The sequence below is a fragment of the Microcystis panniformis FACHB-1757 genome (genome assembly GCF_001264245.1).
Taxonomy (GTDB): domain Bacteria; phylum Cyanobacteriota; class Cyanobacteriia; order Cyanobacteriales; family Microcystaceae; genus Microcystis; species Microcystis panniformis.
On sequence record NZ_CP011339.1, the window covers coordinates 5,562,575 to 5,583,526 of the forward strand.

15 protein-coding genes and 2 pseudogenes are annotated in these 20,952 nt (G+C 43.1%); 8 read left to right on the forward strand and 9 right to left on the reverse strand.

All coding sequences use genetic code 11. The features are described 5' to 3' along the window. Nucleotides 1-109 precede the first annotated feature (109 nt). Both VL20_RS33975 and VL20_RS26095 read left to right on the forward strand, forming a co-directional pair. A pseudogene (locus VL20_RS33975) lies at nt 110-4,363 on the forward strand (amino acid adenylation domain-containing protein). 277 nt (nt 4,364-4,640) lie between these two features. Continuing rightward, entirely contained in the window at nt 4,641-5,120 is a 480-nt protein-coding gene (locus VL20_RS26095; protein ID WP_052278589.1) for a hypothetical protein, read from the forward strand. Nucleotides 5,121-5,288: 168 nt separating this feature from the next. Here the strand turns inward: VL20_RS26095 and VL20_RS30730 are convergent, their stop codons facing one another. Continuing rightward, on the reverse strand, nt 5,289-5,456 hold the full coding sequence (locus tag VL20_RS30730) for a microviridin/marinostatin family tricyclic proteinase inhibitor (RefSeq protein WP_369800423.1): 168 nt from the start codon (nt 5,454-5,456) through the stop codon (nt 5,289-5,291). A 179-nt stretch (nt 5,457-5,635) separates the two neighbouring features. Next, nucleotides 5,636-5,962, reverse strand: a complete 327-nt coding sequence (locus tag VL20_RS26105) for a mannose-binding lectin (RefSeq protein ID WP_052278278.1) — start codon at nt 5,960-5,962, stop codon at nt 5,636-5,638. A gap of 376 nt (nt 5,963-6,338) precedes the next feature. Between VL20_RS26105 and VL20_RS26110 the strand changes: the two genes are divergently transcribed. Together VL20_RS26110 and VL20_RS26115 are read left to right on the forward strand one after the other, a co-directional pair. Beyond that, a complete protein-coding gene (locus tag VL20_RS26110) occupies nt 6,339-7,127 on the forward strand; it encodes a class I SAM-dependent methyltransferase (protein ID WP_052278279.1) in 789 nt (262 codons plus the stop codon). Nucleotides 7,128-7,165: 38 nt separating this feature from the next. After that, nucleotides 7,166-7,900, forward strand: a complete 735-nt coding sequence (locus VL20_RS26115) for an SDR family oxidoreductase (protein WP_052278280.1) — start codon at nt 7,166-7,168, stop codon at nt 7,898-7,900. Nucleotides 7,901-8,057: 157 nt separating this feature from the next. On the opposite strand, the gene VL20_RS26120 is transcribed toward VL20_RS26115, so the two are convergent. Further along, nucleotides 8,058-9,302: a DNA sulfur modification protein DndB gene (locus VL20_RS26120; RefSeq protein ID WP_199328818.1), complete on the reverse strand. Its 1,245-nt coding sequence runs from the start codon at nt 9,300-9,302 to the stop codon at nt 8,058-8,060. Nucleotides 9,303-9,493: 191 nt separating this feature from the next. Here VL20_RS26120 and dndC point away from each other — a divergent pair, with 191 nt between their 5' ends. After that, on the forward strand, nt 9,494-11,083 hold the full coding sequence (dndC, locus tag VL20_RS26125) for a DNA phosphorothioation system sulfurtransferase DndC (protein ID WP_052278281.1): 1,590 nt from the start codon (nt 9,494-9,496) through the stop codon (nt 11,081-11,083). A 29-nt stretch (nt 11,084-11,112) separates the two neighbouring features. Here dndC and VL20_RS33430 read toward each other — a convergent pair whose 3' ends face one another. Beyond that, nucleotides 11,113-11,304: a hypothetical protein gene (locus tag VL20_RS33430; RefSeq protein ID WP_104397014.1), complete on the reverse strand. Its 192-nt coding sequence runs from the start codon at nt 11,302-11,304 to the stop codon at nt 11,113-11,115. A gap of 61 nt (nt 11,305-11,365) precedes the next feature. On the opposite strand from VL20_RS33430, the gene VL20_RS26130 reads away from it, so the two are divergent. After that, entirely contained in the window at nt 11,366-12,058 is a 693-nt protein-coding gene (locus VL20_RS26130; RefSeq protein WP_052278282.1) for a M15 family metallopeptidase, read from the forward strand. Between the two features lie 78 nt (nt 12,059-12,136). Here the strand turns inward: VL20_RS26130 and VL20_RS26135 are convergent, their stop codons facing one another. Next, nucleotides 12,137-12,541: a response regulator gene (locus VL20_RS26135; protein ID WP_002765033.1), complete on the reverse strand. Its 405-nt coding sequence runs from the start codon at nt 12,539-12,541 to the stop codon at nt 12,137-12,139. A gap of 82 nt (nt 12,542-12,623) precedes the next feature. On the opposite strand from VL20_RS26135, the pseudogene VL20_RS26140 reads away from it, so the two are divergent. Next, nucleotides 12,624-15,387 (forward strand): annotated as a pseudogene (locus tag VL20_RS26140) (DNA gyrase/topoisomerase IV subunit A). Nucleotides 15,388-15,390: 3 nt separating this feature from the next. Beyond that, nucleotides 15,391-16,074 (forward strand): YdcF family protein, encoded by a 684-nt coding sequence (locus VL20_RS26145; RefSeq protein WP_052278283.1) that lies wholly within the window; start codon nt 15,391-15,393, stop codon nt 16,072-16,074. 272 nt (nt 16,075-16,346) lie between these two features. Here the strand turns inward: VL20_RS26145 and kdpC are convergent, their stop codons facing one another. From kdpC to kdpB, 4 genes are all read right to left on the reverse strand, one after another. Next, complete coding sequence (gene kdpC / locus VL20_RS26150) at nt 16,347-17,003, reverse strand: K(+)-transporting ATPase subunit C (protein ID WP_052278284.1); 657 nt, start codon at nt 17,001-17,003, stop codon at nt 16,347-16,349. A gap of 181 nt (nt 17,004-17,184) precedes the next feature. Continuing rightward, nucleotides 17,185-17,391 carry a potassium-transporting ATPase subunit F gene (locus VL20_RS33980; RefSeq protein WP_072927114.1) on the reverse strand — a complete coding sequence of 69 codons (207 nt, stop codon included), beginning with the start codon at nt 17,389-17,391 and terminating at the stop codon, nt 17,185-17,187. 202 nt (nt 17,392-17,593) lie between these two features. Continuing rightward, nucleotides 17,594-18,790 (reverse strand): DNA cytosine methyltransferase, encoded by a 1,197-nt coding sequence (locus VL20_RS26155; RefSeq protein WP_128575329.1) that lies wholly within the window; start codon nt 18,788-18,790, stop codon nt 17,594-17,596. Next, complete coding sequence (kdpB, locus tag VL20_RS26160; protein WP_052278285.1) at nt 18,790-20,949, reverse strand: potassium-transporting ATPase subunit KdpB; 2,160 nt, start codon at nt 20,947-20,949, stop codon at nt 18,790-18,792. The genes VL20_RS26155 and kdpB overlap by 1 nt, the downstream gene beginning before the upstream one ends. Nucleotides 20,950-20,952: the final 3 nt, after the last annotated feature.

Consider the following 20,952-nt stretch of genomic DNA (forward strand, 5'->3'; position numbering starts at 1 on the left):
AGGACAAATATTGATCCTAGTCAATAGCAATCTGATGGACTTTTTCATCCTCAGGGCAAACTTCGTGATTTAGAGCTAATTTAACAACAACTTTGGAGGCAATTGGTAAGTGAAAGTAGGAGATTTTTTAGCGTATTTGAAGGGTTTAGAGATTAAACTATGGCTGGAAGGCGAAAAACTTCGTTTTCAGGCTCCCAAAGGGGTTATGACCCCAGAAATTAAAGAAGAAATCGCCGCCAAAAAACCTGAAATTTTGGACTTTTTAAGAGCGGCAAAAATCCCAACTAATACTGTTGATTTAGAGATTATTCCTGTATCACGGGATCAGGATTTACCCCTCTCTTTTGCTCAACAACGACTCTGGTTTCTGCAGCAACTTTCCCCCGATAGTCATTCCTATAATCTGTTAGACGCTTTACGGTTAGAAGGAAACCTCAATCTGTTGGCTTTAGAACAAAGTCTCAGTGAACTAATTCGCCGTCACGAAATTTTAAGAACCACTTTTCCTATGGTGGAAGGGCAACCAATTCAGCGCATTGCTCCCCCTTCACCCGTCAGTTTACCCCTTCAAGATTTACAAAATTTATCAAAAAATGAACAAACAGAACATCTGCAAGAAATAGCGATTGCTTTCTCCTTAAAACCCTTTGATTTAGCCAAGGAATCATTAGTCCAATTTAAGTTACTTAAACTGGGTTCTCAAGAGTATGTATTGCTGTTGAAGATGCACCATATTATTTACGATGGTTGGTCTTTGAGCATCTTCTTTGGTGAATTATCTCAATTTTATGCAGCCTTTGTTCAGGGATTGCCTTCCCCTCTCCCTGAATTATCGATTCAATACGCCGATTTTGCCGTATGGCAACGTCAATGGCTAACCGGTGAAGTCTTGGAACGTCAACTTAATTACTGGCAAAAACAGTTACAAGATGCACCTACTATTTTAGAATTGCCGACGGATTATCCCCGCCCCCCAATTCCTAGTTTCCAGGGTGATGGGCAGGTTTTTCGCCTGAATCAAGACTTAACGCAACGCCTCAAAAGGTTAAGTCAGGAGTCAGGAGCAACACTATTTATGACTTTACTGGCGGCTTTTTTTGTCCTAATTTCTCGTTATAGTGGTCAATTAGATGTTTTGGTGGGTTCTCCCATCGCTAATCGTAATAGTTCGGCAATTGAGAAATTGATGGGCTTTTTTGCCAATACTTTGGCTTTCAGAGGTAATCTAGAAGGAAATCCGAGTTTTATCGAGTTATTAGAACGAGTAAAGCAAACAACTTTATCAGCTTATGCCCATCAAGATTTGCCTTTTGAAATGTTAGTAGAAAAATTACAATTAAACCGAGATTTAAGTCATAATCCTTTGATACAGGTAATGTTCTCACTGCAAAATACTCCCCAATCTGAGGCCAGTTTATCTGGCTTAAAGATGGAGAGTTTGCCTTTATCTGTTGAGCTTAAAGCGCGATTTGATTTAGAGGTAAATTTTTGGGAAGTTTCTGATCGTTTAGAAGCGGTTTGGTGTTATAGTACGGATTTGTTTGCTGCCCCACCATTAACCAAATGGGGCAACATTTTCAAAATCTCTTAACTGCGATTGCAGCTAATCCCAATAGGGGAATTTTTGAGTTATCGATGTTAAGTGATGAAGAACGTTATCAATTGTTATCATTGTGGAACGAAACTCACACAGATTATCCCTCTGATAAATGTATTCATCAGTTATTTGAAGAACAGGTAAAATGCACACCCGATGCGGTAGCAGTGGTATGTTCAGATCAACAATTAACCTACAATGAATTAAATTGTCGAGCTAATCAATTAGCTCATTACCTGCAAAAATTAGGAGTAAAACCAGATGAATTAGTGGGGATTTGTCTAGAGCGTTCCTTCGACATGATTGTGGGATTATTGGCTATTCTTAAAGTCGGTGGAGCTTATGTTCCTATTGACCCAGATTATCCCCAAGAACGCATTAGCTTTATGCTCCAAGATACCCAAGTTAAAATAATATTAACCTGCGAATATTTACAGGCTTCCCTGCCAAATCATAATGCTATTTTTGTCTGTTTAGACAAAGATTGGGAACAAATTAATCAGGCAAGTCTGGAGAATCTGAACAGCACAGTTTCTGCGGATAATTTAGCCTACGTTATTTATACTTCTGGCTCTACAGGAATACCCAAGGGTGTTATCGTCACTCATCAAGCAGTTAATCGACTGGTATTAAATACTAATTACATCCAGTTTACTCCTGATGACCGGGTTGTGCAAGCGTCTAATATTGCTTTTGATGCCGCTACTTTTGAAATTTGGGGGGCTTTACTTAACGGTGCTAAGATTATTATTATCGCTAAATCAGTTTTGCTCTCACCCCAAGAATTGGCAGTAAGCTTAAAGGAAAATCAGATTAGTGTCTTATTTTTAACCACAGCACTTTTTAATCAGTTAGCTAATTTAGTTCCCCAAGCTTTTAGTAACTTACGATGCTTACTATTTGGGGGTGAAGCAGTTGAACCAAAATGGGTACAAGAGGTACTAGAAAAAGGTGCGCCACAACGGTTGCTTCATGTCTATGGTCCAACGGAAAATACAACGTTTTCTTCTTGGTATTTAGTGGAAAACGTAGCTTCTACAGCGACAACTATTCCCATTGGTAAAGCGATTGCCAATACCCAAATCTATTTACTGGATAAAAATCTGCAACCTGTCCCGATTGGTGTAGTAGGAGAATTACATATTGCTGGTGCAGGATTAGCCAAAGGTTATCTTAACCGTCCCGAATTAACCCAAGAAAAATTTATTCCTAATCCTTTTGAGAAGGATGAAGTGATCCCCCAACCCTCCTTAATAAGGGGGGCAATGAGCCGTCAAAATTATATAAAACGGGAGACTTAGCGCGTTATTTACCCGATGGTAATATTGAATATGTAGGACGGATTGACAATCAAGTAAAAATTCGCGGCTTCCGTATTGAATTAGGAGAAATTGAGTCCGTACTTAGTCAAAATCAGGCGGTACAGTCTTCCTGTGTGATTGTTCGTGAAGACAATCCGGGGGAAAAACAGTTAGTTGCCTATATTGTACCTAAGCTAGGAGTAAAGCTAACAAGTGGCGATTTGCGTCAATTTCTTAGCGATAAATTGCCCGGTTATATGGTTCCGGGTGCTTTTGTGATGCTGGAGTTTTTCCCTTTAACAGCTAACGGAAAAATTGATCGCCGTGCGTTAAAAGCTCCCAGTAACACCAGTGATTCAGACAGATTTATTGGAGCGCGTAATCAGTTAGAATTAAACCTTGTGCAAATCTGGTCAAAAGTGCTAAAGATTGACAAAATTAGCGTGCAGGATAACTTTTTTGACCTCGGTGGCCATTCCCTTTTAGCTCCTTATTTAATCACCCAAATTAAAGAACAGTTAGGCAAAGAAATTGCCGTAACTACAATATTTCAAAACCCAACTATTGAACAGTTAGCGACCATTATCCAAACTGATGCAGATTCCTCTAACCAGTCTTGTTTAGTTCCCATTCAACCCCAGGGTTCAAAGCCGCCTTTTTTCTGTGTTCCAGGCGCTGGAGGACGACCATTTTATTTTTACCATTTAGGACGTTGTTTAGGAAAAGATCAACCTTTCTACAGTTTTGAAAATGATCTCTATCAACAGTTTGGAGAAATCAGTCGCATTGAGGATATAGCCAGTATTTATATTAAAGCCATGCAGGATTTACAACCCCAAGGACCCTACTTTTTGGGAGGACATTCCTACGGTGGTAATGTGGCTTTTGAAATGGCTCAACAGTTGGTTAATCAGGGTCAACAAGTGGCATTACTAGCAATCATTGATTCTTCAGCACCCACCTATAAAGACAAACAAATTTTGCTTGATTATATTAATTGGGATCATGCGCGGTGGTTAGCTGAAGTCAGCAAAGGTATCGAAGTTTATTTAGATAAAACCGTCGATATTTCCTATAAAACTCTTCAAGTCTTAACAGTGGAGGAACAATTAAAATACGCCTTAAACTTTTTTAAACTGGCTAATATGCTTCCCCCAATGCGGAAACTAGGCAGCTTGAAAAAATTGTCCAAGCCTATAAAACTAGCTGTTTATGTCTGATTGATTATCTCCCTAAACAGACTTATCCTGGTAAAATCACGATTATACGGGCCAGTGAGGAATTAGCTGATGATCCAAATAAAGATTTAATAGCTGGAGATTGCGAGGATTCTTCTTTAGGCTGGAGTGAATTTTCTACAGAGCCAGTTGAGATTCATTTCGTACTAGGAAATCATGTCTCGATTATGGTGGAACCCCATGTCCAGATTTTAGCCGAAGAGTTAAAAGTTTGCCTTGAGATTTGATACCAAACCCGTTTTTAAGACTATGATTAACTCCCAATCCAACTTGAAAACCCCAGTTATCAATTGTTTCTACCCAATCTCCTCTATCTTTTAAACAGGATTTAATCTAAGAACTGACGATTTTCTACAAGTTGTGTGAACAGTAAGACTAATGTAGAATGCTGCAAGGCATCTGATTGCTAGACAGCCGATTTGTATTCTTTTGCCTTACCATGGATTTTATATGACTGAAATCCCGACCAACCAATCCAACTTAGTGATTTTAGGAGTCTCATCAATGACGGAAACTACTGAAACGGCCATTCCCAATGATTTTCTCGGAATTAATCCCACAGAAATCAACAAAAAACTTGTCTCCTGGGGAATTTCTCTGGATGAAGTTGTTCAAAAACTTGCATCTCTGGGACTCCCCGGCATTATTTTCATTATTGCTGTTGCCGCATCTGGTGGTACTGCCTATCCTGCGATTTACGCACTTTTTGGGTTAGGCGGTCCGCTGGGACTAATTGGTGGACTTGGGGTCTTAGGCATCTCTACCATTATTGGTGACATTGTTACGGGTTATGGCATTGAGGCACTGCTTAAAACGGTCTATCTCAAACGTCGTGAAACAGAAACTCAAGAATATCTCATCAATGAGGTGGAAGGTTTGCCAATTTCTCAAGTTCTAAAACTTAACCTGAAAAAGGCTATTGAAGTAGAAATTGCTGCCGAAGAACCTGTTGCTCCCAAAGAAGTCGAAATTGCTGAAGAGTAGTTTTAACTTGACTAAGCACTTTCTCCCTCCTCTCTCCTGCTGCCCTCACCGGCCAATTGACTTGTTTAGCAAACCCTAAATACAACAAAAAACCGCCATAAATCTTACTCCTGCTTGACTTATGGCGGCAGTTTATTTCTGTCTGAATTACTGAAAGCAATCTTTAAATTAATTAACTATCTTCCCAGTCAGAAGGCCATTTCCAAGTCCAAACGGGAGCGGGTTCAGAATCGGGGGGGAATCGGGAGTCGGAGCCTCGTCTTGGTCCGCAGACAAAAAACGAGCAAAGAAGGGGATTGCTTTACTCTGTTCGCTATTAGGATAATTCATGGTCATTCCTAGTTTTGAGTGGCAGCTTTTTCAAGATAGCTGCGATTACCTTGCGATAGTAACATATATTGCCGTCTTACTCAAGTCAAATACTTGGTGAACTACCTACACTTTTCTTGCGGGTAAGTGTAGGTTTCCTAGCCAACAGATAGCGGAATCGTGGATTTCTTGCGTCCTCCCCTACCCTATCCGATTTCCAGTTGGCTATCGTTATTATCGATCTGACTGTCTAACAGTATTTGCGTAGGTTTCCATTCCCCATCCATTGTTTGACAAGTACACACCAACCATACGGATTGCTCTCCATCCCCGAACTCAAGGTGACAATCTTGGCAGGTTTCTTGGAAGTTTTGATCCCCGAACTGCAATTCCCCATCTATATTACCGATATGGTCACTAAGCCTCAGTTCGGTAGGGAGCCATTCTCCATCGCGAGCTTGGCACTCAGCACTCAGGATTGTGCTGTTAGGGTCGTAGTTGATACTGCTACAAGTGTGCGAAAAATTAGGCATGACAACTCTGTGTTTTAAAAAACAGTATGATTCAGCATAGTGCCTTAACGGCCGACATTCCGCACATCTTCATATACTTTTATATATTTTTACATTCCCCAAGATGTTTTGACGAAAAACCTTCATTGTACAAACTACTATTAAGAACATTTTCAATAATTGATTTTTTCTGAGAAAAAAATTGACAATTCTTCACCTTGATCAAAATCCATGATTGTAGCTATAATCTTTACTGGCAAAGGATTGTAAGCAATATATTAGTAAAAATTATTAATTGAATGTTAAGAAGTGCGGAAAGTGGGTACTTCCCGCTCTACTAAGCCAAATCGTGTTAAACTAATGTAGTTTTTGCCGAAACAGTTAAGTGAGTTTAACAATGGATAAAAATGAATGGATTAGTAGATTCGATGATTTAATTTGTAGTCCTTCGATTCGAGAGTTTTATGGTGAAAGAGAGTTTTTTAATGTCGGTTATTGGCTCTCCCATACTCAAGATCAACAGGAAGCATCCTCTACTCTGATGGAGAAACTTTTAGAATTTATTCCCAACAAACAGGGAACAATTCTTGATGTTGGCTGTGGTTTGGGAGCAACTACCCATTATCTTCTCAAATATTACCCATTGACAGCAATTGTGGGGATTAACATTTCTCCGACACAAATTGCCAGAAGTCTCTTGAATTTTCCCGAGGGTAAATTTCTGTTAATGGATGCGGTAGAGATGGATTTTGCCGATCATTCTTTTGAGCAAATTATTTGTGTAGAAGCGGCTTTTTATTTTAATACCAGGCGGCAATTCTTGCAAGAAGCTTGGCGAGTATTAAAGCCGGGGGGAACCTTAATTCTCTCAGATCTGAGTTTTGCCACAACGGAACTTTTGGGGGATTGGACAGTTCCCCAAGCAAACACGGTCAAAGATATTGCCGAGTATCAAAATCTTTATCAACAGGCAGGGTTTAAAGATGTTCAATTTGTCGAGGTGACGGAGGAGTGCTGGTTCAGACATTTTCGCCATCTTAAGTCTTGGTTAACAGAGGAATTGCAATCGGGAAAATTAGACGAAGAAACCTATAATTTAAACATTAAGCCTCTCGATAATTTGCTAAGTTCCTCGGTCATAACTTATTGGTTAGTTGCTGCCCAAAAGCCAGTCAATGAACTGTAATAGTTGTAAGTTTTTCTTGAATTTTTGGAGACAAAAAAATGTTTGATTCCTTATCGGGTAAAAAAGTCGTTATTATTGGTGCAAGCTCCGGGATTGACCTAGCGATTGCTCAAAAATTGCTCTCCCTAGGGGCAAAAGTGGTGCTTTCCCATGCTTCTCAAGAGAAATTAGCTGCCGCTGTTGCCCTAATTTCCGGGGAGATTGAAGCCAAAACTGTTAATTTTTTAGAAGAAGATTCTGTTAATGCCTTTTTTGCAGAAATTGGCAACTTTGACCATTTAGTAGTCACCTCTCTGGGAGACAGAAATATGCCGCGAGCCTTATTAACCGAAATGACCGCAGAAACGGCCCGGGGAGGTATGGAGAAATTCTGGGCAACCTTTTTAGCAGTGCGTGGCTCCCTGAAAACTTTGGCCAAGGACGGTTCTATTACCCTGACATCCAGCGTCACTATGTTCAAATATTCCAAAATGGGCGGAATTTCCGTCATAGCCGCCGCTAATAGTGCCGTAGCCGTATTTGGACGCGCCCTCGCCCTAGAACTCGCTCCTATTCGCGTTAACGTTGTTGCCCCCGGATTAATAGAAGATACAAGCATCTGGACCAGTCAAGGTGATTCGGAACGCTCCGACCTGAGCAAATGGGCGGTTTCTGCTCTACCTGTCGAACATTTAGGGCAACCCGAAGAAGTCGCCCTAGCAGTATTGAGTTTGATTATCAACCCCTATATGACAGGGGTGGTTTTACCCGTGGACGGTGGAGTTACTCTTTAATCCCTAACTGGACTTAAACCCTCAACCCGGGAAAGTGATACTAAATCCTCTTTAAAGGGTATAGGAGGGAGTGGGAAGCGGGTTTTTAAAGTTGGATTAAGGGTTGATCATAGTACATAAGTTCGATTTTTTGCGATCGCTTGTCAGCCGCGCTCGATCATTGAAAATCTAACATAGAACTTGTAGATTTTTCTACCCATCCTAGCCGATTTTTTACGTTGTAAACTGCCAGTTTTACCATATTCATGCTCGCAGATATTCTGTAAGGATTTGCTGGCTTTTTAGGGTTAGGATCTATTTTAACGACATTTCCACTCCAAAGATCACTACCAGTTGCCCAGTCTAATCCAGCCAACAATGAAATTTTAGCACTATCAAAACTGTTGTTATTTTCATCATAAATATCGTGCAACAAGTATCCTAATATTTCTAAGCCTACACTACGTCCTAAAATACAACTTGTCTGAAATTGAGTTAACTGATCAACGGTTAATTTATCTGTGCTATTCTCCGCTATTTCTCTAGTTTGAGAACACTCATGAAAAAACTGATTTAAACATTTAGATAAAACCTCAGATGATTCTTCAACGCTTATCTCTGTTAAATCAGAACTAATGTCGTTATCAAATGCTAAACTTACTAATTTAGCCACATAGTTAAATGTATAAATAAGTTTCTTTTTTAACGAAGTTTGATCTTTGATAGCTTCTGTTTTACCATCAAACATAGACACTTGATAGAGTAAATTTTTAGTAATACCCACCCGTCCTTCAAATTCACCAAAGGAAAGGAGTAATGATTTATCTAAAGGTCTTGTTTGAGCCATATCTCTAAAATCAGTTTGGCATTGTCTAAAATCCCCTTCCAAGACCAAAGTAATAGGAAAATCATTATCACCGATTAGTTCCCCCTCAGAATTTGTAATCAATTCGTGAATAGCGCGTTTACGATGTTGACCATCTGTAATATCTAATTTGATTCCACGCCCAATTACAACCAAGCATAGCCCACGAGCAAGATCGATCAGCTTAATTTTTTCTGGATCAACATTAGCTGTTAGAGTTCCTAAAATCCATGGTTTATCTTGTTTAATCCGCTTAAGGATATATTCTTTAACTTCCTCTGTATGTCCTTGAACCTCTGGGCGATTTTTTCCTGAATCGGGATCGTTCCCTGTAGATGGCTTTGCTTGGAGCAAGGTTGGTAAATCATGAGCGGGAACGTTTATTTGAACCATTTTTCGTTTTCCTTGTTGGAAAACTAGCCCAAGATAGCATTTCTCTCTGTAATGCTCAGAAAAGTAGTATTCCAGTACCTGATTCAGTTGTTGAGTCAAATCTGAAGAATGAGCTGCAATATCAGACATAATAGAAAAAAATACCAAAAAACACTCAATAATCATATATTATAGCAGTTATCTTAATGATGAGGCACGAAGTTTTCGTTTTGGGGAATAGGGAACGCCAGAATAGGGAACAAGGAACAGCAGCTGATCGCCCAAGGATGATGCCAAATCCCGTCATACTTCATCTTTAGGCGAAACTCTGTAGTCATCCTTGAGACACTCAGTATCGAGAGAAATACGGACTTTTTATGACAGATACCCTCAAATCAGATAAGTCGCCTATCCGTACTATTGCGGAGTTTGTCGAGGATTTAAATTATTTAACTCAAGAAATACAGGAATTATACTGTGCAGATACTATTCCTTGGGTTGTGGGAGTATCATGGGGAAAAGATAGTACAAGTATATTGCAGTTAATCTGGAATGCGATCGCTGCCTTACCATTAGAGAAGCGACACAAAACCATTCATGTCATCACTACCGATACTTTTGTTGAAAACCCAATTGTTTCTACTTGGGTACGCAGATGTATTAGACAGCTTACAGAAGCGGCAAAACAGCAACAAATGCCTGTTAAATCGCATCTACTGCATCCTGAAGTTGACGCTACTTTCTGGGTTTGTTTGATAGGAAAAGGATATCCTGCTCCAAGGCACGGCTTTCGTTGGTGTACTGATCGCATGAAAATTCAGCCTGTCAATAACTTTATTCGCAATTTAGTCAGAGTTCATTGTGAAACTATTGTTGTGCTAGGAATTAGGAAGGCTGAAAGTCAAGCGCGAGCAATCACCATGAAAAAACATGAAATAGGTAGAGTTCGTGACAGATTAAGCCCCAATGGACGTTTAATCAACTCTTTGATTTATACTCCCATAGAAGATTGGCGTACTGATGAAGTATGGATGTACTTAATGCAGTGGGAAAATCCCTGGGGAGGAGATAACAAAGAATTATTAGCAATGTATAGAGGAGCGACTGCGGATAATGAATGTCCCCTAGTGGTAGATACTTCCACTCCTAGCTGTGGAGATTCGCGCTTTGGTTGTTGGGTGTGTACGTTGGTGAATAAAGATAAATCGATGGAGGCAATGATACAGAATGACGAAGAAAAAGAATGGTTACAACCACTTTTAGAGCTTCGCAACGAATTAGACTTAAAAAACGACAGAGAAAGGCGAGATTTTCGCCGTATTTATGGCAAGGTTGAACTTTTTGGTTCAGACAAGATCGAACCCATACCCGGTCCTTATACTAAAAAATGGCGGGAATATTGGCTGAGAAGGGTATTAGAAGCTCAGGAGAGCGTGCGTACTAATGCCCCAGAGGAGATGAAAGATATTACCCTAATTACCACGGAGGAACTCAGCGAAATTCGCCGGATTTGGAGGGAAGAAAAGCACGAATTTGATGACCAATTACCGAAGATTTATAAACAAGTGACTGGAGAAACTTTTCAAGATCCGCGACCGGGGGCGGATAATAATCTTTTGGGGAGTGAAGAATGGGATATCCTCGCGGATATCTGTGCCGAGGATTCCATGCACCTAGAATTATTGGCTAAACTTATCGATACAGAACGTCAATATTTTCTCAAAATCTCTCGCAAGGGTATTTACAAAGACCTAGAAAAATGCTTTGAGTCTAGTTCTCGTAGTAAAGAGGAAGCGATCGAAAATGCTCGTTATGTCTATGATCTAAAGAATGCCGCTCAAAGTGGCAATATTGCTCAGGTGAAAGAACAACTCAAAGAGAGTTTTAGTGAACCGGAAAAAGACCCGCAAAAACAGTTAACTTGGGCCAGTATGAAATTCCCTACAACCGTTGAGGAGGAGGAATAACGGGTTTATGTAGGGTTTGCTGAATAAATCTAACAACCTTGTTGGATAAGGTTTTTAGACTTTTTTCCCTCAAAAAGTGCCGACCCTTGTAGTGATTGGGGGGAAAATCCCTGGACTTTTTCCCTGAAAATTAGGTAATTGACCACCTGAAAATGGGTAAAACCCCACACCCCACACCCCACACCCCACACCCTACCCCCACGAAAAACTTTTTGCCGCAAACCCTATGTAAACTGGCGATCGAGTGGACCATCAATAAAATTACTGTTTCTCGACGACGCGATGAAACCCTACCAAAAAATTCCTATTCGTGAATGTGGGGAACCCCTAGTACCTATACCCGCAGATAAATTTGTTATCCCTTCTCCCCATGCTTACGAGAAATTGGGGGCTAATTATCGGGGTAAATCTCCCTATTTTTTGCGACAAGGGGTGTTAAATGCTCTGATTGACGCTCAAAACCGTCTGCAAGTCTATCAACCCGGTTGGCAAATTCTGATTTTTGATGCCTATCGACCGATCGAAGTGCAACAATTTATGGTCGATTATAGTTTTCAGACTCTCCTAGACACAAAAGGATTAGCCAAAGAGAAACTATCGGAGGCAGAAAGTCAAGCGATTTTAACAGAAGTTTACACTATTTGGGCAATTCCCAGCGATAATGCCGCCACCCCGCCTCCCCATAGTACCGGAGCGGCGATCGATATTACCCTAGTGGACGAGAAGGGACAAACCATCGACATGGGAGGAGAAATCGATGAGATCGGAGAGCGATCGCATCCCGATCATTATATTGCCGCAAAAAGCCCACGAGAACAGAGCTATCATCAAAAACGAGTTTTATTGGCTAAAGTGATGGAGGAGGCGGGATTTAGCCGACATAAGGGGGAATGGTGGCATTTTTCCCTAGGGGATCAGATGTGGGCCTGGTCGCTCGATCGAGCCTACGCCATCTATGGCAGAGTGGAGGATTAGGGAGATAGCTGTTAGGAGTAAACTGAAAGCAGCTGGTCTAGATCAATACTGATATACTAACAAAAGAAGACTCAAAGCTTAGACTGAATCCCGAGGGATAATCGCCAAAATTTGCTCAACAAAAGCTTGGTGATCAACCACCGGTTTAGAAATATAACCATCGGCCTGACTCTGCTTGAGAAAATTCTCTCGATCGCCTTCCATAGCGTGAGCGGTGACGAGAATAACGGGTAAATCGGCGGTTTCGGGGTTAGCTTTGAGAATTTGGCTGATTTTAATACCATCCACCGCTTTCCCTTCATAGACACTATGGGAGAGGGAGACATCCATTAAGATCACGTCCGCTTCCTTATCCCGAGCAATACGAAGCACTTCTTCCACGTCTTCGGTCCCTTTAACCTCTAGACCACCTCGTTTGGTCAAAATTTTGGCAAAAACGCGAAAATTAATCGGGTCGTCTTCTACAATCAAAACAGTCGTCATAGGGATGCTCAGGGATAAACGAGGTTAAAAAGGGCAAAATGCCGTATGATTCACAGCTAGACAGATTGAAAACGAGAGACTCATGGCCAAACAACTGGATTTCTTAGCTAGTGGTCAAATTATACCCACGGCCTTACACCAAGAGATGGAACGCTCCTATCTAGAATATGCCATGAGTGTGATCGTGGGGCGAGCCTTGCCGGATGTACGGGATGGCTTAAAACCAGTGCATCGTCGCATATTATACGCTATGCACGAACTGGGGTTAACTCCTGATCGCCCTTTTCGCAAATGTGCGCGGTGGTGGGGATGTCTTGGGTAAATATCATCCCCACGGTGATCAGTCAGTGTACGAAGCACTGGTTCGTATGGTACAGGATTTTTCCAGTCGTTACCCACTTTTATCGGGCCATGGTAACTTTGGTTCGATCGATAACGACCCCCCGGCGGCCATGCGTTACACAGAAACCCGTTTGGCCGGCATCGGTGATCAGGCGGTTTTAGGGGGAATTAGCGATGCTATCGTTAATTTTAGCAGTAATTTTGATAATTCTCAACAGGAACCGGTTGTTTTACCCGCTCAGTTACCGATACTGATTCTTAATGGTTGTTCAGGTATTGCGGTGGGGATGGCGACTAATATTCCTCCCCATAATTTAGGGGAAGTGGTGGAAGGTTTAATCGCTTTGATTGATAATCCCGATTTAAGCGAGGAAAAGTTAGTAGAAATTATCCCCGGGCCCGATTTTCCCACGGGAGGCGAGATTTTAGATGATACTGGCATTCGCGAGGCTTATCGCACCGGTAGGGGGATTATTCCCGTGCGCGGAGTGGCGAAAACTGAAACAATTATCATTGAGGGCAAGCGCCGAAGGGAAAGGACGGCAATTGTGGTTACTGAGTTGCCTTTTCAGGTGAATAAGGCGGCATGGATTGAAAAAATCGCCGAATTAGTTAATTTAGGGAAATTGGAGGGAATTGCCGATATCCGCGATGAAAGCAATCGCGAAGGCATTCGGGTGGTGATTGAATTAAAGCGGGAAAGTCAACCGCAGCAGGTTTTGGCGGCTTTATACCAACAAACGGCCCTACAGACTAATTTTGGGGCGATTATCCTCGCTTTGGTCGATAATCAACCCCGGCAGTTGTCTTTAAAAGAAGTTTTACAGGAATTCTTGCGCTTTCGAGAAACAACTCTCACCCGTCAGTATGGCGATGAGTTGCAACAGGCCAGCGATCGCTTACACTTAGTCGAGGGTTTATTATTAGCTTTGCAGAATATCGATCGAGTGGTGGATATTCTCAAAAATGCTCCCGATGGGACGACGGCTAAGTATCGTTTTCAGGCAGAATTGGGCATTAGTGACGCTCAAGCTGATTCTATCTTAGCTATGCCTCTGCGTCGTTTAACTGGTTTGGAAAGACAAAAGTTAGAGACGGAAGCGACGGAATTACAAACAAAAATTCAACAATTGGAAACCCTCCTCCATAACCGTCAGGAGTTTCTCAAGTCTCTGAAAAAAGAATTGCGCTCTTTAAAGAAAAAATTCGCCGATAGCAGACGGACAAAAATTCGCACCGGGAAGTCGGGGGACAGGAGACAGGAGACAGCAGGGAAGAAACAGGATTCTGTTGTTAAAAAACAGGAGACAGGAGACAGGAGACAGGAGACAGGAGACGGGAAGCAGCAGGCAGCAGGGAAGAAACAGGATTCTGTTGTTAAAAAACAGGAGACAGTCCCGATGAAAAAATTTTCACCCCCACAGATGAAAGAGGTTTCCTTACCTACACCCCACACCCCACACCCCACACCCCACACCCCACACCCCACACCCCACACCCCACACCCTACATCCTCTTTGAAGTCAGAAGTTAAAAAACAGGAGAATAAAGTTAAGAAAAAGTCTGAGAGTGAGAATGCACCGAGTTTAAGTCTATTTACGCCCCAAGAACCCCCAGAAAATGCGATTTTATTGCTTGATGCCGAAGATAAAATCAGTTGGACGACACCAGAAGAGCGAGCGCCGGACTGGGGTTTAATTATCTATCAACAGGCGATCGAAAAACGGGAAAATTTCCTAGTTATCCTCGATAATGCCAAAGCTTACCCGATTGCTATCCGGGAAGTTCCCCCGCAAGCGAATCAACCAGTATTAATCTCCAGTCTGCTGACCAAAACCGCCCAAAAAGAGTCAGAAGCGGTGTTAAATCAATTTTTCTTCACAGAACCTCAAAAAAATCAAGAATTGCTTTTACTGAGTCAACAGGGGCGAATAAAGCGACTTCCCATCAATGAATTAGAGGGGGTTGGTAGTCGGGGTTTGTCCCTGATGAAATTGAAAGAAGACGATCACCTATATGGTGCTATTTTTACTCACGAGGGCCTGGACTTAGCGATCGCCACCAGTAGCGGTCGGGTGTTGCGTTATCCCGTGCGCGAGGAATTATTGCCAATTATGGGTAAATCTGCCCAGGGTTTGGCAATTTTGCGGTTGCGCTACGGGGAACATCTAGCTGGTTGTGTTTCTCTCCCTCATCGGGAAAATCTGCTGCTGATTTCGGGATTAGGTTACGGGAAAAGACTAGGGATCGAGAATTTACGTCTATCACAATTAGGCGATCTTGGTTCACCTGCTTTACAATTCGTTAACAAACAGGATAGTTTAGCGGCCATGGTAGCGGCCCGGGAGGGGAGTATAGTGTTATTAAGTACCAATCAGAATCGAAAACTACCCTTAGAGGTAGAGACTGTGACAGTTACGGGTAAAGACGGGACAGGTTCACAATTAGTTAAACTCAACCCCGCAGAAAAAATTATCAAAGCACAATTGTTACACCATCTCTAAACAATGGGGAAAAAATCGAAAAATTTTGTGCGTAAACACCGGCATTGGCAAAGATGGTTAAAACTAACTCTGATTCTGGTTTTTGGGTTTATTATCCTTAATCTAGCGATTAATTTAGCCGTCCGCTTGCCAATTAATCAACAAAAACCCATTGATGCCATCTTAGTTTTGGGGGGCAGCATTCGTCGGGAAATTTATGCAGCTAATCTGGCCCAGCAATACCCCAATATACCGATTTTGATTTCCGAAGGCTCGAAAGACCCCTGTATTTTATTACTATTTGAACGGGCAAAAGCGCCAAAAACTAACGTCTGGTTAGAAAAGTGTGCTGATTCTACCTTCGGCAATTTTTTCTTTGCCGTGCCAATTTTAAAACAATGGGGAGTACATAAAGTAAAAGTCATCACCTCTCCTACTCATTTACCTCGCGCTCAATGGTTAGCAGCAATTCACTTGCAATCCCACGGTATAGCAGTAGAAATCGATGCAGTCAGAGAAATTGGTATTCCGGGTAATCACGAATCAAAGCTAAAAACTGGTTTAGATGTGACTAGAAGTATAATTTGGGCTTTTGTGGGACAATTAATCTCTCCCCCCTGTTGGCAAGTCATTCCCTTAAATTCCGTTGATTTAGAAGCTTGGCGCGATCAAGGTTTTAAATGTGAATCCCAAGGTAAGATCAGCTAAACCATCCTCTCCCAGTTAGTTTTTTAGCGGCTGCATCCCATTTTTGTAAATCTACTAACTTGGGGTTTTTAAAGGCAAACTCTCTCTTGCGGCTCTTCTCGACTTTGTGTGATAATTTTTGCTTATGGAATCGTGAAATGCTTATCAGGCAAGACTTTTAGTGCTATTTGGCGGAATAAACTATCAGTATAGACCTCGTTTCCACACAGAAACCAGAAGAGCCCTCTTGCCACTTTCCTATACCTTTTAAACAGGATTTAGCATCAGAAACCCTATCGGGAATTTGCGCGGGAATTTGCGATCGCATCTAGAGCCAAATTCAGTTTCAGCAGGTTAACCCCCGGTTCGCCGAAGATGCCGAGAAAGCGCTCGTCGGTGTTTTTGATAACGAGGATCTCCACTTGATTCGTCGGTAATCCCCGCGAGCGCGCCACCCGCTCGATCTGCGACCTGGCGGCCTCTGGGGTGATATGGGGATCGAGACCGGAACCGGAGGTATATACTAGATCTGCGGTGGGTTTAATTGCCGCTTTCTCTAATCGGGGAATCTCCCCCTCCAGTGCTTTTTTCATGTCGGAATCGGGTTTTCCTTTAATGCGATCAATCAATGCGGGGTTACTAGGGGCCAGGTTACTCGCTCCCGAAACTCCGGTTTGCAGGACTTTGTTAGGATCGTTTTTCGGAGCGGCCGTACTGTAGGCGGTGGTACTTGGACGACTATTGAAATAGCGATCGCTGGTGAAAGGTTGCCCAATTAGAGCCGAACCCACCACTTGACCTTGATTATTGGTAATTAAACTCCCGTTTGCTTGCCAGGGAAAAAGAATTTGACCGATGGCGATCATCGAGAAAGGATAGATCAGCGCAGTGATCACCCAGAGAACTAGGGTAGAACGGATGGCTCTACCGGCCTCGCGTGCAAAACTCATGATTAGACCTCTTAAGTCGGGTTTGCGGCAAAAAGTTTGTTGGTGGGGTTAGGAGTCAGGAGCCAGTAGTCAGGAGTCAGGAGAATTAAGAATAAACAACAATCAATGAAAGAGTCTATTTAGAGATTTTCTGCTTTTTCCCATTTTTGAACTCTCAAAAATTAATTGTGCCAGAAATCTCTTAAAACCTCTCCGGTACAAAGATGACAAGGAATAGGTAGATAAATAAAGCAAAAGCGACTAATCCTAAAAGGGTTAATGCGAAGGATTGCCCCCTATTTATAGTGCTTCCCGTAGAAGCTTGAACGATGGAGGAGAAAAGAATTGTTAGACAGAAATTTAAGAAAATATACCAGAAAAATCGGTATTTTCTAAGGGATGCTTTCATAAGAATTAGAGTTTTTTGGAGATTTGTTTTTGCCAGTAAATCAAGAAAATAAGTAGGTAGGCGTTAAAAATTATCAGACACCCCCCTTATCAAGGGGGGATTAAGGGGGGATCGACACCCCCTTATCAAGGGGGGATTAAGGGGGGATCAAAGACAAAATCTATTTTCAATTTAATTATAACCACTTACTTAGCTATAGTTGTCAATAGGTTGTCTTTTTCCCCTTTTTCAATTCATAGTTAAGAATACATTGGCCCACATATCTGGCCAAATTAACAGGGACAGCATTGCCAATCATTTGTTCTAGATTAGATTTTGTTCCAGCAAAAATAAAGTCTTTAGGAAAAGTTTGAATATAGCTTCGCTCGATTGTTGTTAACGGTCTTAATTTTTCCTTAAGATGACAAGCATCCCCGGGATGTTGTCGATAGGTTTTGGGAACTGGTCGATTTACTCCTCGAATAGTAGGGCTAGGTTCATAAATACTGAATATCGCCCTTCTTTGATAGCTTCTAGGATGTCTATAATAGTATTCTATATCTAATTCTTTGCCCATATAGTCAAATACAGTCAGAGGTTGACTTGATAAATTGTTATTGATTTCATCGATCAAAAAATCATCTTCTTCGTTCATTTTACCGATCAGAAAATATCTTTTTCTAGTTTGAGGAACTCCGCAGTAACAAGAATTAATAACTTTTCCAGTTAAACCATAACCATGACTTTTAAAAATTTGTTTTGCCTGAGTGAGTATTTTACTTTTCTCAATTCTATCCACATTTTCCATAACGAACCATTGGGGACTTACTCTAGTGACAATTTCAGCGAATGTGAGCGTTAGATTCGCTCGTCCTAAACCCTCGTTTCTCTTACCGGCACTAGAAAAGTCTTGACAAGGAGGGCTGCCGACAATAATCTCAGGATTATATTGAGCCAATATTTCTTGATTAGATTCTCTAGACAAATCGACATTAAATATCGGATGACTAAAGTTATTGCTATAGACATCTATAGCAGGTATCCAATTATCAAATGCAGCCACAATAGTAAACCCCGCTTTCTGGAAACCTAAAGATAAACCACCACAACCAGCAAATAAATCGATTGTGATCATTTTGCTCCCTCCTCTAAATTGACTCTCGAAAGCATAAAATAAATTATCGGAATCGGGAGCTAAACCGTATAACTCTTGTGTACTTAACTCCGCCGGTTGAATTTTTAAATTTTCATCGAGTTTCAGATATATATTTTTCATTCCTTTCCAATCCAAGTAAGCGCACAAAGAAGCTGGAAATGAGGAATTAAATTGATTTTTCCCCCATGTTTCTTTTTGGCTAAAATCCCGATTCGAGTGCTTCAATCCGAATAAACTAGGCTTAAATATTGCCGATTTTCCCATTACCTCAACCCGATCGCTGAAATTATCTCATCAATAATCTTAATAGCAATAAACGGCGCGATCACGCCTCCCACGCCGTAGATGAGGATATTGCGCCGCAATAGTTGGTCGGCGGTGAGCGGGCGAAATTGAACGCCTTTAAGTGCTAGGGGAATCAAAACGGGGATAATCAGGGCATTGTAGATCAGGGCTGAGACGATCGCCGATTGAGCGCTTTTCAAACCCATAATGTTTAAAGCACCGATCCCGGCAGCGGCGAAAATCGTCGGGATAATGGCGAAATACTTAGCAATATCGTTAGCTACCGAAAACGTGGTCAGGGCGCCGCGGGTAATTAATAACTGTTTGCCGATGGTCACTAAATCGATCAGCTTGGTCGGGTCGGAATCGAGATCCACCATATTAGCCGCCTCCTTCGCCGCTTGGGTTCCAGAGTTCATCGCCACACCGACATTAGCCTGGGCCAGTGCCGGTGCGTCGTTAGTGCCGTCCCCCGTCATGGCAACTAACTTGCCCTGGGATTGCTCGCGACGGATCACCTCGATCTTATCTTCCGGGGTAGCCTCGGCGATAAAATCATCCACCCCCGCCTCCGCCGCGATCACCGAGGCCGTGATCTGGTTGTCGCCGGTGAGCATGATCGTTTTCACACCCATGCGCCGTAATTGGTCGAAACGCTCTTTTAATCCTGGTTTCACTATATCTTTGAGATAGATCACCCCGTAGATATCGTTACCCCGACAGACGGCCAGGGGAGTTCCCCCCAAACGGGAAACCCTTTCCTGTGCCTGATCGAGGCTGGCGGGAACGGAACCACCCCTAGAACGGACGAAACCTTTAATCGCTTCTACGGCCCCCTTGCGGTATTCCTCCCCGTCCCTATCGGTGCCGCTCATGCGGGTACGAGCCGAGAATGGGATTGCCTCACCGGGTTGGCCATCGATATCGGGGTTTGCGCCCAAATTCCGGGCTAAGGTAACGATCGAGCGTCCTTCCGGGGTTTCGTCGAAAAGGCTGGCCGCTAGACAGACCTGGGCTAATTCCTCGAGGTTATGACCGTTGGCGGGGATAAATTCGTCAGCCAGCCGGTTGCCGAGGGTGATTGTTCCCGTTTTGTCGAGAAGGAGGGTATTTACGTCACCGCAGGCTTCCACGGCGCGTCCAGAGGTGGCGATGACATTAAACTGAGCCACACGATCCATCCCAGCGATGCCGATCGCACTCAATAAACCGCCGATCGTCGTGGGAATGAGGGCGACGAGGAGGGAGATCAAGATGGCGATACTGGAGCCGGCCCGAAAGGTATTCGCCACCGCAGGACTGAGGCTCGTTTCCAGAAAACCAGCGATATAGTTCCCAATCGGCGGAATCGTGGCGACGACAATTAAAAAGACTTGGGTTAACACGGCTAGAAGTACCGTCAGCGCGATCTCGTTGGGGGTTTTCGTGCGCTCGGCCCCTTCCACCAGGGAGATCATGCGATCGATAAAACCCTGGCCGGGGTCTTGGGTGATCCGCACTGTCAACTCGTCCGAGAGAAGCCGCGTACCACCGGTGACGGAACTGGCGATGTCGGTGCCGGGTTGTTTGAGGACCGGGGCCGATTCTCCGGTGATCGCCGATTCATCCACCGAACCGATTCCCTCGATCACTTCCCCGTCGGCGGGAATCACGTCCCCAGCCAGCAGTTTTACCCGATCGCCCCGACCCAAGGCCGTGGAACTGACCGACTCGATCGAACCGTCGGCCAGGATTTTTCGGGCGATCGTGTCGCTGCGGGTCGATCGCAGGGCATCGGCCTGGGCTTTTCCCCGTCCCTCGGCGATCGCCTCGGCGAAGTTGGCAAACAGCACGGTTAAGAAGAGGATCAGGGTGATGATGCCGTTAAGTAGCCGTTGTTGTCCCTTCTCCCCAGCGATCGTGCCGAATAGATACGGGTCGATCGTCACCAGGGCCGTGACGATCGTTCCCAACCAGACCACGAATAGGACAGGGTTACGCACGGCGATGCGCGGGTCGAGTTTGAGAAAGGACTGCCGGATCGCGCTTTGATAGAGACCGGTCCGGTTTACCTTGGGGGTATGGCGCCGGTCGTCCCGGCGACCTCTCGGCACTCGCAACGGTCGGGGGGATTTGGAATTTCCTTTGTTCGTTCTCATAAA

Excerpts from the sequence above, each read along its gene's own strand:
- VL20_RS26095 (WP_052278589.1), top strand. The coding sequence starts at position 4,641 with ATGACGGAAACTACTGAAACGGCCATTCCCAATGATTTTCTCGGAATT.
- VL20_RS30730 (WP_369800423.1), bottom strand. The coding sequence starts at position 5,456 with ATGACCATGAATTATCCTAATAGCGAACAGAGTAAAGCAATCCCCTTC.
- VL20_RS26105 (WP_052278278.1), bottom strand. The coding sequence starts at position 5,962 with ATGCCTAATTTTTCGCACACTTGTAGCAGTATCAACTACGACCCTAAC.
- VL20_RS26110 (WP_052278279.1), top strand. The coding sequence starts at position 6,339 with ATGGATAAAAATGAATGGATTAGTAGATTCGATGATTTAATTTGTAGT.
- VL20_RS26115 (WP_052278280.1), top strand. The coding sequence starts at position 7,166 with ATGTTTGATTCCTTATCGGGTAAAAAAGTCGTTATTATTGGTGCAAGC.
- VL20_RS26120 (WP_199328818.1), bottom strand. The coding sequence starts at position 9,302 with ATGATTATTGAGTGTTTTTTGGTATTTTTTTCTATTATGTCTGATATT.
- dndC (WP_052278281.1), top strand. The coding sequence starts at position 9,494 with ATGACAGATACCCTCAAATCAGATAAGTCGCCTATCCGTACTATTGCG.
- VL20_RS26130 (WP_052278282.1), top strand. The coding sequence starts at position 11,366 with ATGAAACCCTACCAAAAAATTCCTATTCGTGAATGTGGGGAACCCCTA.
- VL20_RS26135 (WP_002765033.1), bottom strand. The coding sequence starts at position 12,541 with ATGACGACTGTTTTGATTGTAGAAGACGACCCGATTAATTTTCGCGTT.
- VL20_RS26145 (WP_052278283.1), top strand. The coding sequence starts at position 15,391 with ATGGGGAAAAAATCGAAAAATTTTGTGCGTAAACACCGGCATTGGCAA.
- kdpC (WP_052278284.1), bottom strand. The coding sequence starts at position 17,003 with ATGAGTTTTGCACGCGAGGCCGGTAGAGCCATCCGTTCTACCCTAGTT.
- VL20_RS33980 (WP_072927114.1), bottom strand. The coding sequence starts at position 17,391 with ATGAAAGCATCCCTTAGAAAATACCGATTTTTCTGGTATATTTTCTTA.
- VL20_RS26155 (WP_128575329.1), bottom strand. The coding sequence starts at position 18,790 with ATGGGAAAATCGGCAATATTTAAGCCTAGTTTATTCGGATTGAAGCAC.
- kdpB (WP_052278285.1), bottom strand. The coding sequence starts at position 20,949 with ATGAGAACGAACAAAGGAAATTCCAAATCCCCCCGACCGTTGCGAGTG.